This window comes from Roseicyclus sediminis (genome assembly GCF_025515305.1).
Taxonomy (GTDB): domain Bacteria; phylum Pseudomonadota; class Alphaproteobacteria; order Rhodobacterales; family Rhodobacteraceae; genus Roseibacterium; species Roseibacterium sediminis.
This window is the reverse complement of record NZ_JAOPHT010000002.1, coordinates 108,160-125,286: the sequence shown is the minus strand read 5'-3', so window position 1 is coordinate 125,286 and position 17,127 is coordinate 108,160. Positions and strand designations below refer to the sequence as shown.

The 17,127-nt window shown below is 69.3% G+C and carries 15 protein-coding genes; 11 read left to right on the top strand and 4 right to left on the bottom strand.

Annotated elements, in window-relative coordinates:
- The first annotated feature begins 1 nt into the window (after position 1).
- From N8I71_RS03085 to N8I71_RS03065, 5 genes are read left to right on the top strand one after another with little or no spacing between them, the layout of a single operon-like run.
- Positions 2–1,060, top strand: coding sequence for an ABC transporter substrate-binding protein (locus tag N8I71_RS03085; RefSeq protein WP_262876461.1), 1,059 nt, complete (start codon positions 2–4; stop codon positions 1,058–1,060).
- A 4-nt stretch (positions 1,061–1,064) separates the two neighbouring features.
- Positions 1,065–2,519, top strand: a complete 1,455-nt coding sequence (locus N8I71_RS03080; protein ID WP_262876460.1) for an amidohydrolase family protein — start codon at positions 1,065–1,067, stop codon at positions 2,517–2,519.
- A complete protein-coding gene (locus tag N8I71_RS03075; protein ID WP_262876459.1) occupies positions 2,516–3,304 on the top strand; it encodes an ABC transporter ATP-binding protein in 789 nt (262 codons plus the stop codon). Before N8I71_RS03080 ends, N8I71_RS03075 begins: the two co-directional genes overlap by 4 nt.
- Positions 3,297–4,073 (top strand): ABC transporter permease, encoded by a 777-nt coding sequence (locus N8I71_RS03070; protein WP_262876458.1) that lies wholly within the window; start codon positions 3,297–3,299, stop codon positions 4,071–4,073. Before N8I71_RS03075 ends, N8I71_RS03070 begins: the two co-directional genes overlap by 8 nt.
- Complete coding sequence (locus N8I71_RS03065) at positions 4,070–4,879, top strand: ABC transporter permease (protein ID WP_262876457.1); 810 nt, start codon at positions 4,070–4,072, stop codon at positions 4,877–4,879. Before N8I71_RS03070 ends, N8I71_RS03065 begins: the two co-directional genes overlap by 4 nt.
- On the opposite strand, the gene N8I71_RS03060 is transcribed toward N8I71_RS03065, so the two are convergent.
- A complete protein-coding gene (locus N8I71_RS03060) occupies positions 4,871–5,773 on the bottom strand; it encodes a LysR substrate-binding domain-containing protein (RefSeq protein ID WP_262876456.1) in 903 nt (300 codons plus the stop codon). The two genes, N8I71_RS03065 and N8I71_RS03060, sit on opposite strands and share 9 nt — an antisense overlap.
- 84 nt (positions 5,774–5,857) lie before the next feature.
- On the opposite strand from N8I71_RS03060, the gene N8I71_RS03055 reads away from it, so the two are divergent.
- From N8I71_RS03055 to N8I71_RS03030, 6 genes are all read left to right on the top strand, one after another.
- Positions 5,858–7,456 carry a GMC family oxidoreductase gene (locus N8I71_RS03055; protein ID WP_262876455.1) on the top strand — a complete coding sequence of 533 codons (1,599 nt, stop codon included), beginning with the start codon at positions 5,858–5,860 and terminating at the stop codon, positions 7,454–7,456.
- A 4-nt stretch (positions 7,457–7,460) separates the two neighbouring features.
- On the top strand, positions 7,461–8,591 hold the full coding sequence (locus tag N8I71_RS03050; RefSeq protein ID WP_262876454.1) for a mandelate racemase/muconate lactonizing enzyme family protein: 1,131 nt from the start codon (positions 7,461–7,463) through the stop codon (positions 8,589–8,591).
- Between the two features lie 196 nt (positions 8,592–8,787).
- Entirely contained in the window at positions 8,788–10,362 is a 1,575-nt protein-coding gene (locus N8I71_RS03045) for an ABC transporter substrate-binding protein (RefSeq protein WP_262876453.1), read from the top strand.
- Positions 10,363–10,447: 85 nt separating this feature from the next.
- A complete protein-coding gene (locus N8I71_RS03040; protein WP_406676070.1) occupies positions 10,448–11,383 on the top strand; it encodes an ABC transporter permease in 936 nt (311 codons plus the stop codon).
- A 4-nt stretch (positions 11,384–11,387) separates the two neighbouring features.
- On the top strand, positions 11,388–12,302 hold the full coding sequence (locus N8I71_RS03035) for an ABC transporter permease (protein WP_262876452.1): 915 nt from the start codon (positions 11,388–11,390) through the stop codon (positions 12,300–12,302).
- 5 nt (positions 12,303–12,307) lie between these two features.
- Positions 12,308–13,921: an ABC transporter ATP-binding protein gene (locus tag N8I71_RS03030; protein WP_262876451.1), complete on the top strand. Its 1,614-nt coding sequence runs from the start codon at positions 12,308–12,310 to the stop codon at positions 13,919–13,921.
- A 3-nt stretch (positions 13,922–13,924) separates the two neighbouring features.
- On the opposite strand, the gene N8I71_RS03025 is transcribed toward N8I71_RS03030, so the two are convergent.
- Genes N8I71_RS03025 through N8I71_RS03015 form a run of 3 tightly spaced genes read right to left on the bottom strand, consistent with a single transcriptional unit; the run spans position 13,925 to position 17,021 of the window.
- Complete coding sequence (locus N8I71_RS03025) at positions 13,925–15,352, bottom strand: carnitine 3-dehydrogenase (RefSeq protein ID WP_262876450.1); 1,428 nt, start codon at positions 15,350–15,352, stop codon at positions 13,925–13,927.
- Positions 15,352–16,113 (bottom strand): SDR family oxidoreductase, encoded by a 762-nt coding sequence (locus N8I71_RS03020; protein WP_262876449.1) that lies wholly within the window; start codon positions 16,111–16,113, stop codon positions 15,352–15,354. Before N8I71_RS03020 ends, N8I71_RS03025 begins: the two co-directional genes overlap by 1 nt.
- Positions 16,110–17,021, bottom strand: coding sequence for a BKACE family enzyme (locus N8I71_RS03015; protein ID WP_262876448.1), 912 nt, complete (start codon positions 17,019–17,021; stop codon positions 16,110–16,112). The genes N8I71_RS03020 and N8I71_RS03015 overlap by 4 nt, the downstream gene beginning before the upstream one ends.
- Positions 17,022–17,127 lie beyond the last annotated feature (106 nt).

The following is a 17,127-nucleotide window of genomic DNA, read 5'->3' as shown; positions in this document are numbered from 1 at the left end:
CATGACCCGTCCTGTCTTTCATCGATCCCCCACACCGGCGCTGCATCTCAAGCGGCGCGAGCTTCTGCAGGGCGCGGGTGCGCTCGCCGGCCTTGGCTACATGACGCTCGGCGCGGCCGGGCCGCTCCGCGCCCAGAGCCTCGACAGCGTCGTGCACCAGCTCGGCTGGATCAAGTCGATCCAGTTCGGCGGGCATTTCGCGGCTATTCACAACGGCTATTTCGAGGAGGAAGGCATCGAGGCCGAGTTCCTCACCGGCGGCCCCAACGCCATCGGCACCGATGTCGCCATCGCGACAGGCCAGGCGGACACCTCGGACACCGACGTGCCGGGCACGATCCGTTCGCGCGCGGGCGGCATGCCGATCAAGGCCTTCGCCGCGATCATGCAGCGTGCGCCGGGCGCGATCATGAGCCTCGCCGAAAGCCCGCTGTCCTCGATCTCCGACTTCCCCGGCAAGACCATCGCGATCCCCACGGGCCTGCAGCCGCAGATCGACGCGCTGATGACGAGTGCCGGCCTCGATCCCGCCTCGGTCACATACGTGCCCGTGGGCACCGATCCCGGCATGCTCGCCGCCGGGCAGGTCGACGGCTACTACGGCTGGGCCACGAACCAGGGCGTGATGCTGATGACGCGCGGCGTCGACATCAACATCGCCTACATGAACGACCTCGGCATCCCGGGCTATGCGGGCGTCATCACCGCCACGGACGAGACCATCGCCGAGCGCGGAGATGTCCTGATCCGCTGGCTCAAGGCCGAGATCCGCGGCTGGCAGTGGCACCTCGAGAACCCCGAGGAGATGGCGGAACTGATGGTGTCGACCTACGGCCAGCGCGGCCTCGACCTGGAGGCGCAGACCGTCGAAAGCCGTCTGATGGCTGATTTCGTGCCGATCGGGGACGCCGCCGAGAACGGCCTTCTGTGGCTCGACCCCGGGGTTTTCCAGCAGGGCATCGATTTCGAGGTCGCCTCGGGCGGGCTCGAGGCCGCTGCGGTGTCGCTGGAGGACGTGGTAACCCAGGACCTCATTGCCGCCGCTCACGGCGCCGCGTGAGGGCGTGACGCTCACCGGCCATTGCGCGGTCCGCGACGATGCGGGCCGGTGGCGGGCGGCCCCGGGCCGCCTGTCGCTGTCCGGCGGGCGGATCGGGGCGCTGACACCCGATGCGGACGCGGACGACGCGGGCAGCCTCATCCTGCCCGCGCTGTCGAACGCCCATGACCACGGGCGGGGCATGCGGACGGTGGCCTTCGGCGCGGGCGACGACGCGCTCGAAATCTGGATCGCCGCATTGGGGCGCGAGCCTCGGACGGACCCCTGGCTGCGCGCCGCCGTGGCCTTCGCCCGCATGGCCGAGGCGGGCATCGCCGCGCTGAACCATTGCCACAACACCGCCGACCCCCACGCGCTTCTGACCGAGGCCGAGGCGGTGTCGCGCGCCGCGCGCGACGTGGGCGTGCGGGTCGCCTTCGCACTGCCCATCATGGGGCGGAACCCTCTGACCTACGGCGATCCCGCCCCCCTGCTCGCGCGTCTTCCCGCGGACGAGGCGGCGCGGCTGTCGAAACCCCGCGGCCTGCCTTCGGCGATGGCGCAGCTGGCGCTGGTCGAAGAGGCGGCGGCCTTCGAACACGACCTCTTCGAGGTGCAGTACGGCCCCGTCGGCCCGCAATGGGTGGACGACACGATCCTCGAAAGGATCGCCGAGGGGTCGGCGCGCACGGGACGCCGCGTTCACATGCATCTGTTCGAGACCCGCTATCAGAAGGAATGGGCCGAGGCGGCGTATCCGGGCGGGCTCCTCGCCCATCTCGACGCCATCGGCCTTCTGTCCGAGCGGCTGACCGTCGCCCATGGCGTTCACCTCGACGAGGACGATTGCGCGCTGCTGGCGGAACGCGGCGTGCGGGTGTCGCTCAACACGTCTTCCAACTTGCGGCTCCGCTCCGGGATCGCGCCGGTCGAGCGCTACCTCCGCCATGGACTGCGCTTCGGCCTCGGGCTCGACGGGATGGCCTTCGATGACGACGAGGACGCGCTTCGCGAACTGCGCGTCGCGTGGCGGCTTCAGCGCGGCTGGGGCACGCAGGAGGTGCTGGCCCGCGACCGGCTGCTCGACGCGGCCCTGATCGACGGGCGGCGCGCGATCCTCGGTGACAAGGACCGGGGCGGCCAACTCGTGCCCGGGGCGCCCGCGGATGTCCTCGTGCTCGACACCGGGCGGATCACGGGCGACGTGCTGGAGGGCTGCGCCGATCTGCTGGACCTGACGCTCGCCCGCGCACGGGCCGAGGACGTGCGCAGCCTTCTCGTCGCGGGGCGCGCGGTCGTGGCGGACGGCCGCGCGACCGGCATCGACCGCCCCGCCGCCGAGGCCGAGCTGATGGCGCAGGCCCGCGCCGCAGGTGCCATTCCGCCCGACGCGGCCCTTGAAAGGCTGCGCGCGGCGCTGGCCGTCTACTACCGCTGCGGCTGCCACCGGCAGATCGCGCCCGAGGAGCAGACGGCATGACCGGGATCGACATCCGCAATGTGACCAAGCGCTTCGACCTCGACGGGCGCAGCCTGACGGCCCTCGAGGGGATCGACCTCAGCGTGCCCGAAGGCAGTTTCGCCGCGCTGATCGGCCCTTCTGGCTGTGGCAAGTCCACGCTCCTGCGGCTCATCGCCGACGTGTTCGCCCCGTCCGAGGGGGCCATCGCCGTCGGCGGACGTCCCCCGCGCGAGGCGCGGCTGTCTCACGAGATCGGCTTCGTCTTCCAGGCCGCGACGCTTCTGCCATGGCGCACGGTGCGCGAGAACGTGGCGCTTCCCGCCGAGATCGCGGGCGTGACGCCGCGCCGGAGCGCCGAGGCGTTGATCGACCTCGTCGGGCTGCACGGTTTCGAGAACGCCAAGCCCGCGCAGCTTTCGGGCGGCATGCAGCAGCGCGTCGCCATCGCCCGCGCCCTGATGCTGGAGCCGAAGGTCCTGCTGATGGACGAGCCCTTCGGTGCGCTCGACGAGATCACGCGGCAGCGCATGAATGTGGAGCTTCTGCGCATCTGGCGCGAGAGCGGGACGACCGCCGTCCTTGTCACGCACACGATCTCGGAGGCGGTGTTCATGGCCGACCGGGTTCACGTCCTGTCCGCGAACCCGGGGCGCGTCACCGGCGTGGTGGATGTCGACCTGCCCCGCCCGCGCGACTTCGGGCTGATGAAGACGTCCCGCTTCAACGCATTGGAAAACGCGGTGCGCCAGCTTCTCTTCGACGAAGAGGAAAACGGCGCGGCGAAGGCGCGCGCCCATGGCTGAGGCGAGGCGAAGCTGGATCGCCGAGGCCTGGCCGCCCGCCCTCACGCTCGCGGCGCTGGTCGCCGCGCTGGAGGCGGCGGTGGCGGCGGGAATGACGCCGGTGACGATCCCGGCGCCAAGCGCGGTCGCGGCGGAATTCGCGGACAGCTGGGGCGACCTCCTCTATCACCTGGGGCCCTCGGTCGCTGCGACGGCCCTTGGTTTTCTCATCTCGGCATCCCTCGCCGCCCTTCTCGCGGGCATCGGCGCGGCCTGGCGCAAGGCCAGCGGCCCGGTGATGACGTTCGGCATCCTCATCGACAGCACGCCCCTGATCGCCGTCGCGCCCATCCTCATCGTCTTCGTCGGCGGCGGCATGACGCTGCACGTCATCGTCGCGGCGACGGCCTGTTTCTTCCCGCTTCTCGTCGGAATGAGCCGGGGCTTCCGCGCGGTGGAGCGGAACGCCGACGAACTGTTCCATGTCCTGGCCGCTTCGCGCTGGCAGCGGCTGGTGAAACTCGCGCTGCCGAGCGCGCTTCCCTACCTCTTCTCGGGCTTCAAGATCGCCGCGCCGCTCGCCGTCCTCGGCACGCTGATCGCGGAATGGATGGGCGCGGAGCGCGGCGTGGGGATCATGATGATCTACGCCATGTTCTCCTTCGACGTGCCGCAGGTCTGGATGACGATCCTCGCCGTCTGCCTGATGGCGATCGGGGGCTACGGCCTCTTCGCGCTGATCGAGCGGGCCTATCTCAGGCGCACCGGCATGGAGGCCGCGCCGACATGAGCCGCCCCGTCGACACGCCCGACTGGCGCGCGCTGCCGACACGCGGACAGGAGGCCGAGCGCCGCCTCGCGGCGACGTGGGCGTTCCTGTTGCGCGTGGGGTTCGGCGTGGCGCTTGTCGTCCTGCTCTGGGGCGCGGCGATCGAGGTGTTCGAGGTGCCGCCCTTCGTCGCCCCCGGCCCGCTGGCGACCTGGCAGGCCTTCCGGGAACATTCCGGCCAGCTTTTCGCGGCACTCGGCTTCACGCTGACGGGCGTCGGCATCGGTCTGTCGCTCGCCATCGCCATCGCGCTGTCGCTTGGCGTCGTCTTCACGCTCTCCGCCCCGGCGTCGCGGGCCTTCATGCCGCTCGTGATCGGGCTGCGAACCGTGCCGGTTCTCGCCGTCGCCCCGCTGCTCATCATGATCTTCGGGCGCGGACAGGGGACGACCATCGCCACCGTGGTGATCGTCGGCTTTTTCCCGATCATGGTGAACGCGATGCGCGGCTTCCGGTCCGTCAGCCCGACGGTGCAAGAACTGTTCCACGTCGCGGGCGCGCAGTGGTGGCAACTCCTGCTGAAGGCGCGCATTCCCTTCGCGCTGCCGTTCATCTTCACCGGGCTCCGCGTGGCCACGACCAGCGCGCTTCTCTCGGCGATGCTGGCGGAATGGCTGAGCGGGGCGCCCGGGATCGGGCGGCTCATCTACGACGCGCTCGGCTACCGGGACATGGGCCTGATGTTCGCGGCCGTCGCGCTGTCGATGGGCACGGCCTTCGTCCTTTTCGGCATCGCCACGGCGGCGGAGCGGCGGCTGTCACGGTGAGGCGGCGAATTCCGCGACGCACCAGTCCCGGAACAAGAGCGCCTCGGGCCGCCTGTCCGATTGCGCGGGCAGCACGGCGTAGTGGGCCTGTTCATGTTCGAGCAGGACACCGGGCGCGATGACCACCCGGCCCGCCCGCACCATGGGTTCTGCAAGGTCCGGGGCGATGAGGGACACGCCCTGCCCCGCCGCCACAAGCTCCAGCGCGGCCGCCGATGAGTCGACGCTGAGCGCACAGGCGATCTCGGCCTCCGCCAGCCCCTCGGTCCGCCCGAGGAGCTGCCAGAAGCTTTCGCATCCGATGATATGGATCGCCCCGAGCGCGGCCAGCGCCCGGACATCGGCGCGCGGACCCGGACCGAACGAGGTGCCGGGCGGGGCGACGAGAACGGAGCCGGACGCCGTCAGGCGGTGGATCTCCGCCTCGGTCCAGCGTCCGTCGCCATAGCGGATGTCGATATCCACGCGCTCTTCCGGCGCGGTCTCGGCCCAGGTCGCGCTGCACAGGCGCACGGCGATGCCGGGATGGGCGGCCCGGAACCCGCCAAGTGCCGGGGCCAGGCGCAGGAACGAGAAGCTCGGCGGCGCCCGCACCACCAGAGGCCGGCCCTGCGCGACGCCGAACAGACCCGCCGTCGCGCTGGAGAGATCGTCGAAGGCGCGCCGGACCGCCGGGACATAGGCCTGCCCGAGTTCGGTCAGGCTCACACCGCGCGGCAGGCGCCGGAACAGCGGATAGCCCAGTTGCGCCTCCAGCGCGCGGATCTGCTGACTGACGGCGGCAGGCGTGAGGCGCAATTCCTCGGCGGCGGCGGTGAAGCCCCCCAGACGGGCGGCGGCCTCGAAGGTCCTCAGCCAGGCGGGAGGCGGCAGGTTGCGCATGAATGACCTCATTCAACTTGGGTCTTACCGGCATTTTCCATTGTTTGTGCGCGGTCAACAAGCCTGCAATCCTCGCGGTCACGGGAAGGGGCGCGGATGGACATCTTCGACTACATCATCGTGGGCGCGGGCTCGGCCGGCTGCGTGCTGGCCGAACGGCTGAGCGCGGACGGACGCGCCCGCGTTCTCGTGCTCGAGGCCGGCGGCAGCGACCGGCGCGCGAAGATCCGCGTGCCCATCGGCTACGGCATGTCCTTCCACGATCCCCGCGTGAACTGGCGCTTCCAGGCCGGGCCCGACCCCGAACTGGACAACCGGCGCATGTACTGGCCGCGCGGCAAGGTCCTTGGCGGGTCGAGCGCGATCAACGCGATGGTCTACGCAAGGGGCCTGCCCGGCGATTTCGACGACTGGGAGGCGGCCGGCAACCCGGGATGGGGCGCCGCGACCGCAGCCGGGGTCTTCAACCGGATCGAGCGGCGGATCACCCCCGCCGGCACCGAGGGAGAGGGCCCGCTTCATGTCAGCGACCGGAGGGCCGAGTATCATCCGCTCGGCCGGCACTACCTCAAGGCCGCGCAGACGCTCGGCCTGCCCGAGGGCGACACGGTCACCGGCGAGGGTGTCGGCCCGTACTGGACGACGACGAAGGGCGGCAGGCGCCACTCGGCCGCCGACGCCTTCCTGCGCCCGGCCATGGCCCGGAGAAACCTCAAGGTCATCACCGGCGCCGAGGTGCTGGGCCTGGAGTTCCGCGACCTGCGCGCCACCGGCGTGCGCTATCGCAAGGGCGGCGAGACGCGGCGCGCGGACTGCCGGGGCGAGGTGATCCTTTCGGCGGGATCGGTGAAGTCGCCGCAACTCCTGCAACTGTCGGGGATCGGGCCCGGCGCGCTGTTGTCCCGCTTCGGCATCGAGGTGCGGCTCGATGCGCCGGGCGTCGGCGGCGCGCTGCAGGATCACCTGTCGATGACCTACAGCTTCCGTTGCACCGAGCCCACGCTGAACCAGGTGCTGGGCGGTCTGCCGGGCCAGGTGGGCGCGGCGCTGCGCTATCTCCTGCGCCGAGACGGCCCCCTCAGCCTGAGCGTGAACCAGATGGGCGGCCTCGTCCGCTCGCGTCCGGGACTCGCGCGGGCCGACACGCAGCTCTATTGCAACCCGCTGTCCTATTCGACGGTCTACCGCGACCGGCGGCCGCTTCTGCAACCCGACCGCTGGCCCGGCTTCATCCTCGGCTACAACCCCTGCCGCCCCACCAGCCGGGGGCGTATCGACATCGACAGCCCCGATCCGACGGCACAGCCCGCGATCACGCCCAACTCGCTGTCCACGAACACGGACATCGCCGACATGATCGCGGGTGCGCGCCTGATCGAGCGGATGCTGGAGACATCGGCCATGCGCGGGCTCATCGCCGGGCCGAACGGCTTCAGCCCCGTGGGACAGAGCGATGACGCGCTCCTGGCCGATATCCGTGCCCGCGCCGCGACCGTCTATCACCCCTGCGGCACGTGCCGCATGGCCCCGCGCGAGGCAGGCGGCGTCGTCGATCCCAGCCTGCGGGTCTGGGGCGCGGAAGGCCTGCGCGTGGTCGATGCCTCGATCTTCCCCAACATCACCTCGGCCAATACCAACGCGCCGACGATCATGGCGGCGATGCGCGCCGCGGACCTCATCCTCGCAGGGACCTGACGGAATGGACCGGATCGCGAAACTGGAGACCTTCTCGACCCCTGACGTGGGCTTCGTCCGGGTGACGATGGAGGACGGCGCGCAGGGCTGGGGGCAGGTCTCGACCTACCATTCCGACATCACCTGCACGGTGCTGCACCGGCAGGTTGCGCCCTGGGTGCTGGGGCGGGACGCGACCGACCTCGACGACCTGCTCGACTTCGTGACCGAGCGCGAACACAAGTTCCCCGGTTCCTACCTGCGCCGCGCGATGGGCGGCGTGGATACCGCGATCTGGGACATGCGCGGCAAGCGCGCCGGCCTGCCGGTGGTCTCGCTTCTGGGGGGAAGCCCGGGCAAGATCCGCGCCTACGCCTCCTCGATGCGGCGCGACATCACGCCGGAGGACGAGGCCGAGCGGCTGACACGGCTTGCGGGCGAGCATGGCTATACCGCCTTCAAGGTGCGCGCGGGGTCCGAGGTGGGGCGCGACCGCGACGAGTGGCCCGGCCGGACCGAGGCGGTCATTCCCGCCATGCGCCGCGCCCTGCCCCAGGCCGACCTCCTGATCGACGCCAATTCCTGCTATTCCGTCCCGCGCGCCATCGAGGTGGGCCGGATGCTGGAAGACCACGGCTTCTGCCACTACGAGGAGCCCTGCCCCTACTGGGAATTCGAGCAGACGAAGGCCGTGGCCGACGCGCTCGAGATCGACGTGACGGGCGGCGAACAGGACTGCCACCTCACCGACTGGCGGCGGATGATCGACATGCGCGCCGTCGACGTGGTTCAGCCCGATGTCATGTATCTGGGCGGCATGGCCCGGACATTGCGCGTCTGCCGCATGGCCGAGGCCGCGGGACTTCCGGTGACGCCGCATTGCGCGAACCTGTCGATGGTGACGCTCTTCACGATGCACCTGCTTCGGGCGATCCCGAACGCGGGGAAATACCTGGAGTTCTCGATCGAGGGACCGGAGTATTATCCTTGGCAATACGGCCTTTTCACCCAGGACCCCTACGTGATCGAGGATGGCCACGCGATCCTCGGCGATGCGCCCGGCTGGGGCGTCGAGATCGCGCCCGAATGGCTGGCCCGCGCCAGGGCGCAGATCAGCGCCTGGCCGGAGGACGCAGCATCCTGGCCCGCGCCATGACCGCCGCTGCCGGAAAACCGTCCTTCCGGGGCAAATCAAGGCTTTGTCGCGCGGCCTTGGCATGTATGATCGCACCCATCACGACCCGGTCCGCGTTCGCGATGCCGAAGCCGCTCCGGGGTCCAACGGGAAAACCGAATGAACCATGCCCGCGCAAGACCGCGAAACGGGCAGACCAACGGGAGGAAGACCGACCATGACCAAACTCAGAATTCCGGCCATGCCGCTGTCGCGCCGCGGCGTGCTGAAGGGGGCCGCCGCCGTGACGGCCGCGGGGCTCATCCTGCCGCACACGGCAGGCGCCGCCCGCGCCCAGAGCCGCGGCGGAACCTTCCGCGTCGGCATCGGCCACGGCTCCACCACCGACAGCCTCGACCCCGGCCTGTGGGAAAACCTCTATGTGCAGACCTTCGCGGCGGCGCGGCACAACTACCTGATCGAGGTCGGCGCCGACGGTCAGCTGCTGCCCGAGATCGCGGAGAGCTGGGACACCGACGACGGCACCAACTGGGTCTTCACGATCCGGCAGGGCGTGACCTTCCACTCCGGGAAGGATGTCACCGCCGAGGACGTGGTCGCCTCGATCAACCATCACCGTGGCGAAGACAGCACCTCGGTGGTCAAGCCGCTGCTGGCCGCCATCACCGACGTGCGCGCGGACGGCAACACCGTGATCGTCACGCTGGAAGCGCCGAACGCCGACCTGCCCTACCTCATGACGGACTACCACGTCCCGATCATGCCGGGCATGGACGGGCGCATCGACCCCGCCTCCACCGATGGCTGCGGCGGCTACATCGTCGAAAGCTTCGAGCATGGCGTGCAGTCGACGCTGAACCGCAACCCCAACTACTGGAAGTCGGACCGCGCATGGTTCGACCGCATCGAGCTTGTCTCGATCCTCGACCCCGCCGCGCGCCTGAACGCCCTGATCACCGGTGAGGTTCACCTGATCGACCAGGTCGATCCGGCCACCATCGGCATGCTGGAAGGCCGCGGCGTCGCGCGCATCCTGTCGATCCCCGGCAACGCGCACTACGGCTTCCCGATGGACAGTCGCGCCGCGCCCTACAACGACAACAACATCCGGCTCGCGTTGAAATACGCGATCGATCGCGAGGCGATGGTCGACGTGATCCTCGGCGGCCATGGCGCGGTGTCGAACGACAACCCGATCGGCCCGGCGAACCGCTATTTCAATACCGAAATGGAGATGAAGACCTACGATCCCGACCGCGCGCGCTTCTACCTGCGCGAGGCGGGGCTCGACAGCCTCGATGTCACCATCGCGGTGGCCGATGCGGCCTTCTCGGGCGCGGTCGACGCGGGCGCCATGTTCTCGGAAACCGCGCGGGCGGCGGGCATCAACATGACCGTCAACCGCGTGCCCAATGACGGCTACTGGTCCAACGTCTGGCTCAACCCCAACGGCGACACGCCCTTCTGCGCCACCTACTGGGGCGGACGCGCGGTCGAGGACCACATGTTCACCACGGCTTACGCGGCCGGCGCGGACTGGAACGAGAGCTTCTGGTCGAACGACCGGTTCAACGAGCTTCTCGTGGCGGCCCGCTCCGAGGTGAACGAGGAGCTGCGGCGCGAGATGTACATGGAGATGCAGCAGATCGTGTCCTTCGAAGGCTCCACCATCATCCCGATGTACAACAACTACGTGATGGCCGTGGCCAACGAGATCGGCACGCCCGAGCAGATCTCGGCCAACTGGAACTTCGACGGCTTCCGCTGCGTCGAGCGCTGGTGGATGGCCTGATCCCTTCCCTCGCCCCCGGCGCGACCAGCGCCGGGGGCCTTCCTAAGCCCCGAGGGAGGACGGACCCCTGTCGAACGTGATCCGGATGATCGCCCTGCGCGTCGCGCTGGGGATCGGACTTCTCTTCATTGTCTCGCTGATCATCTTCGGCGCGACGGAACTGCTGCCGGGCGACCTCGCGCAGCAATTGCTCGGTCAGGGGGCGACGCCCGAGACGCTGGCCGCGCTGCGCGAACAGCTGGGCCTGAACGATCCAGCGCCGGTGCGCTACTGGAACTGGCTTTCGGGCGCGCTGACGGGTGATTTCGGCGTCTCGCTCTCGAACGGCCGCCCGATCTCGGAGCTGATCGGCGCGCGGCTGGGCAACACCGTGTTCCTTGCGCTCTATGCCGCGTCGCTGGCGGTGCCTATCTCGCTCGTGCTCGGCATCCTCGCGGCCCTCTGGCGCAACTCGATCTTCGACCGCGCGGCCAATGCCGGCGCGCTGACCGCGATTTCCTTCCCCGAGTTCTTCGTCGCCTACATCCTCGTGCTCTGGCTTGCGCAGACGGGCATCTTCCCCTCGATGGTGCGGATCAACCCGACCACCACCTTCGGCGATCGCATCTACATGACCTTCCTGCCCGCGCTGACGCTGACGCTGGTCGTCACGGCGCACATGATGCGCATGACGCGGGCCGCGATCATCAACCTGATGGCCAGCCCCTATATCGAGATGGCGCGCCTCAAGGGCCTCTCGCCCTTGCGCATCGTGCTGCGCCACGCGGTCCCCAACGCGCTGGCCCCGATCATCAACGTGATCGCGCTGAACCTCGCATACCTCATCACCGGGGTCGTCGTGGTCGAGGTCGTCTTCGTCTATCCCGGCCTCGGACAACTGATGGTCGACGCGGTGTCGAACCGGGACATCGCCGTGGTGCAGGCGGTCGCGCTGATCTTCGCGGCGGCCTATATCGCGCTCAACCTCCTCGCGGACGTGCTCTCGACGATCACGAACCCGCGCCTGATGCACAGGAGGTAGGCCGATGAGTTTCGCCGTCTCCGTCATCATCGGCCTTGCGGGCCTCTTCGCACTGGCCGCCGCGTTGCGCGCAGCCGCCCGTGCCGGCCTGTCCGGGCGGGCCCGCAGCATCGCCAACGACATCCCCCTGACCGCCGCCTTCGGCCTCCTGGTCATCGCGATCTATGCCGCCGTGGCCATCGCCGCCCCCGCCCTCGCCCCGTTCGCCGAGCGCGAGATCGTCGGCAACCAGTTCGAGGCCTGGAGCGCGGAACACCTGCTGGGCACCGACAGGATCGGCCGCGACATGCTCTCACGGCTGATCTACGGCGCCCGGAATACCGTGGGCATCGCTTTCGCAACGACGGCCCTCGCGTTCGTCGTGGGCTCCATCCTCGGGCTCTGGGCGGCGCTGACGGGGGGCTGGCTCGACCAGGTCCTGTCGCGCATCGTGGATGCGTTCATGTCGATCCCCGCGCTGATCTTCTCGCTGCTGCTGCTGACGATCTTCGGCACCTCCGTCCTGACGCTGATCCTCGTGATCGCGGCGGTCGATGCCACGCGCGTCTTCCGCCTTGCGCGGGCGGTGGCGCAGGGGATCGTCGTGATGGACTACATCGAGGCCGCGAAGTTGCGCGGCGAAGGGGCCTGGTTCCTGATCCGGCGCGAGATCCTGCCCAACGCGCTCGCCCCGCTGGTCGCCGAATTCGGGCTCAGGTTCTGCTTCGTCTTCCTCACCATCTCGTCGCTGTCCTTCCTGGGCCTCGGGATCAAGCCGCCGACCGCCGACTGGGGCTCCATGGTGCGGGACAACGCCACGCTCATCACCTTCGGCGACATCACGCCGCTTCTGCCGGCGGGATGCATCGCGCTGCTAACGGTGGCGGTGAACTTCGTGGTGGACTGGCAGCTCTACCGCGCCTCGGGCCTGAAGGAGTGATCGCGATGGACCGTGAGGTATTGCTGGAGATCAGGGGTCTGCGGATCGAGGGCCGCTCGGGCGAGGAGTGGACCGAGATCGTCAAGGGCATCGACCTGACACTCCACAAGGGCGAGGTTCTGGGCCTGATCGGGGAAAGCGGCGCGGGCAAGTCGACCGTGGGACTTGCCGCGATGGGCTTCGCGCGCGACGGCTGCCGGATCTCGGGCGGGTCCATCGTCTTCGACGGGATCGACCTGCGCACCATCTCCGAGAAGCAAAAACGCGACCTTCGCGGCGCGCGCATCGCCTACGTGGCCCAGTCCGCGGCGGCGAGCTTCAATCCCGCCCACAAGCTGATCGACCAGTATTGCGAAGCGCCCGTGGTCCACCACGTCATGGGCCGGGAAGAGGCCGAGCGCGACGCCATCGACCTGTACCGCCGGATGCAGCTTCCCGATCCCGAGAGCATCGGCTTCCGCTATCCGCACCAGGTCTCGGGCGGACAGTTGCAACGCGCAATGACGGCGATGGCGATGTCCTGCCGCCCCGACCTCATCATCTTCGACGAGCCCACCACCGCGCTCGATGTCACGACGCAGATCGAGGTGCTGGCCGCCATCCGCGACATCGTCCGGCAGTTCGATACGGCGGCCATCTACATCACCCACGACCTCGCGGTGGTGGCGCAGGCGGCCGACCGGATCAAAGTGCTCCTGCGCGGCGACGAGGTGGAGGAGGCCGAAACGCGGCAGATGCTCGATGCCCCGCGCGAGGACTACACCAAGAGCCTCTGGGCCGTGCGCACCTTCGCCCGCGCCGAACAGCCGCCCGCCTCGGGAACGCCCATCGTCTCCGTGCGGAACGTGACCGCCGCCTACGGCACGGTCAACGTTCTGGAAGACGTGAGCTTCGACATCCATGCCGGGCGCACCGTCGCCGTCGTGGGCGAGAGCGGCTCGGGCAAATCCACGACGGCGCGAGTCATCACGGGGCTTCTGCCGCCCAAATCGGGCGAGGTGCTTTTCGAGGGAAACGCCCTGCCCGCCGCACTGCGCCGCCGCACGCGCGAGCAGTTGCGCCAGGTGCAGATGATCTACCAGATGGCCGACACCGCGCTGAACCCCAAGCTCACCTTGCGCGAGTTGATCGGACGTCCGGCGCAGATGTACCTGGGCCTCAAGGGGCGCGTGCTGGAAGAGCGGGTGAAGGAGCTTCTGAACCTGATCGAACTTGACCCCGCGACCTATATCGACCGGCTCCCGGGCGAGCTTTCGGGGGGGCAGAAGCAGCGCATCGGCATCGCGCGCGCGCTGGCGGCCGAACCCAAGCTCATCATCTGCGACGAGGTGACGAGCGCGCTCGACCAGATCGTGCAGGAGGGGATCCTGAAGCTCCTGAACCGGCTGCAGGAGGAATTCGGGCTGGCCTACATGTTCATCACCCATGACTTGGCCACGGTGCGCGCCATCGCCGACGAGGTGGTGGTGATGCAGCAGGGCCGTGTCGTCGAGCAGGGCACCAAAGCCGAGATGTTCGCCCCGCCGCACGAACCCTACACGGAACTCCTCCTGTCCTCGGTGCCCGAGATGGACCCCGACTGGCTTACCCGCCTCCTGGAGCGGCGCGGCGCGGCCTGAGACTCAGGCACGCGGCCGGTTCAGAAGGAGGCGTTCCGGCATCGGATAGTCGGCATGGGCGGCGGCCATTGCGGCCGCGCGCTCGGCCACGGACCCGGTGGGCGCCACGACGCGGCGGGTGGAGAGATCCACGTGCAGCATCACCGTCTCGACGGTCGCCGCGGGCCCCTCGCCCCCGATCCAGAAGCGGTGGAAGAGGTGCAGCTTGCGCCCGTCCCCGCCCACGATCTGCGTCGTCACAGTCACCTTGTCGCCGATATCGATCTCGTCGAGATACCGGATATCCGTCTCGGCGGTGAAGTAGCTGAGACCCCCGGCGATATACTCGGCGTCGGCGCCGACCATCTCCATCAGCCGGTCGGAGGCGCGGGCGCCCACCTCGAGATAAGGCGCCTCGTTCATGTGGCCGTTGTAGTCCACGAAGCTTGTCGGGATCTGCATCTGAAGCGTCACGGGCAGGCCATCCGGCCCTTCCGCGGCAACCGGCAACGTGGCCTCGTGCGCAAGGATCACGCCGCCCGCCCCGCTGCCCGTGCGGCGAAGCGCGCGCATCATCGCCACGAGGTTGTCGTCGCGCAGGCGTTCGAGCTCGCGGATACTGCGGTGGCCGGACTGCGCATCGGACTGGCCGGCGATCAGGTCCACGAGTTCGTCGGTGAATTCCGGCACGTCCATCAGCTTCGTCCACGGCCAGGTCAGGCAGGGCCCGAACTGCGCCAGGAAGTGCCGCATCCCCGCCTCGCCACCGGCGATGCGGTAGGTCTCGAACAGGCCCATCTGCGCCCACCGCAGGCCGAACCCCATGCGGATCGCCTCGTCGATCTCCGCAGTCGTGGCCACGCCATCCTTCACCAGCCAGAGCGCCTCGCGCCAGACGGCTTCGAGGAAACGGTCGGCGATATGGGCGTCGATCTCGCGGCGCAGGGTCAGGGGGTACATGCCGATCCCCCGCAGCACGTCGGCGGCGCGGGCGGTTTCGGCAGGGTCGCCGACCAGCTCGACAAGCGGCAGAAGGTAGACGGGATTGAACGGGTGAGCGACGATCGCGCGCGCACCTTTCTCGTTCAGTTCCGAAGGCTTGTAGCCCGACGTTGAACTTCCGATCACGGCCCCTTCAGGCGCCGCTGCCATGATCTCCGCGAAGACGCGATGCTTGATGTCGAGCCGCTCAGGCACGCTTTCCTGCACCCACTCCGCCCCCGCGACCGCCGCCGCCAGCTCGCCATGATAGCTGAGCGTCCCCTCGGGCGGCAGCGCACGCTGGTAGAGCCCCGGCAAGGACCGGCGGGCATTGGCGAGGACCTCGCCGATCTTGCGTTCCGCCTCGGGGTCGGGGTCGAACACCGCCACGTCCCAGCCGTTCAGCAGGAACCGTGCGGCCCAACCGCCGCCGATCACGCCCCCGCCGATAATCGCTGCCTTCTTCGCCATCACGTCACCCGTTCCGTATGTCCGTCCACCACCAGCGCCTGGCCCGTGATCGCCGCCGCCCCGTCGGAGGCGAGAAACAGCGCCATTGCCGCGACCTCGTCCTTGCGCACGAAACGGCGGAGCGCGACACCGTCGGTGAAACCGCGCCGCACGTCCTCCTCGCTCACGCCCCGCGCGGCCGCCTCCATCGAGATGACCCTGTCCATGCGCGGCCCCTCGACCGCGCCGGGGCAGATCGCGTTGACGCGCACCCCCGCCGGGCCAAGCTCGGAAGCCAGCGCCTTGGTCAGCCCGACGATCCCCCATTTCGCAGCCACGTAGGGCGTGCGCTGCGGAAAGCCGAAAAGGCCGGAGATCGAACTGGTCAGCAGGATCAGCCCGCTGCCCTGTGCCCGCATCACATGCGCGGCCCATCGGCAGGTCAGGAATGCGCCGTCGAGGTTCACGGCGAGGCAATGCTTCCAGTCCTCGTAGCCGATATCCTCGATATGGCCCGCAGGCCCCCCGACGCCCGCGTTGGAACAGACGACGTCCGCCCCGCCCCAATCGGCCTCCACCTGCGCGAAGAAGGTGCCGAGCGCGGCCGGGTCCGTGACGTCCGCCACCTCCGCCCGCATGCCCGGATGGGCCTTCGTCACGCTGGCCACGGCATCGGCATCCGCGTCGCAAACCGCCACCCGGTCGCCCGCCTCGAGGAACGCCTCCGCCATGGCGAGGCCCAGCCCCGAAGCGCCGGCCGTGATGACGATCCGGCGACTCACTTCGGTGCCCGTTTCGTCAGCCCGAGCTTCTCGCGCACCTCCTGCGGGCCGATCACCCGCGCACCCATGCCTTCGACCACGCCGACCGCGCGTTCCACGAGCTGCGCGTTCGTCGCGAGCACGCCCTTCTCCAGCCAGAGATTGTCTTCGAGCCCGACGCGCACATGCCCGCCCGCGAGAACGGCCGCGGCGGCATAGGCCATCTGGTTCCGCCCCAGCGAGAAGGCCGAGAAGGTCCAGTCCTCGGGCACGTTGTTGACCATCGCCATGAAGGTGTTGAGGTCGTCCGGCGCGCCCCAGGGCACGCCCATGCACAGCTGCACCAGCGCGGGGGCGTCGAGCACGCCCTCCTTCACCAGTTCCCTGGCGAACCACAGGTGCCCGGTATCGAAGGCCTCGATCTCGGGCTTCACGCCGAGCGCGGTCATCATCCGCCCCATGGCGCGCAGCATGCCGGGCGTGTTGGTCATCACGTAGTCGGCCTCGGCGAAGTTCATCGTCCCGCAATCGAGCGTGCAGATTTCGGGCAGGCATTGCGCCACATGCTCGACGCGCTCGGCGGCGCCCGCCATGTCGGTGCCCGCCTCGCTGAGCGGCAGCGGGCGCTCCGTCGGGCCGAAGGTGATGTCGCCCCCCATGCCGGCGGTGAGGTTCAGGACCACGTCGACCTCGGCCTCGCGGATGCGCTCGGTCACCTCGCGGTAGAGGTCGAGCCTGCGCGAGGGCGCGCCCGTCTCGGGGTCGCGCACGTGGCAATGCACGATCGCGGCGCCGGCCCGCGCCGCGTCGATCGCGCTGTCGGCGATCTGCTTGGGGCTGCGGGGGACATGCGGGCTTCGGTCCTGGGTGCCGCCCGAGCCGGTGACGGCACAGGTGATGAAGACCTCTCGGGTCATGGTCAGTGGCATCTCGGTCCCTCCCTTGTCCTCCGCCCTCGAGCCAAGGTGGTAGGACAAGTCAGACGCGGCGTCCACAACCCGTGCGCGGGATCGGCACCGCGGCGACACGGCGCCC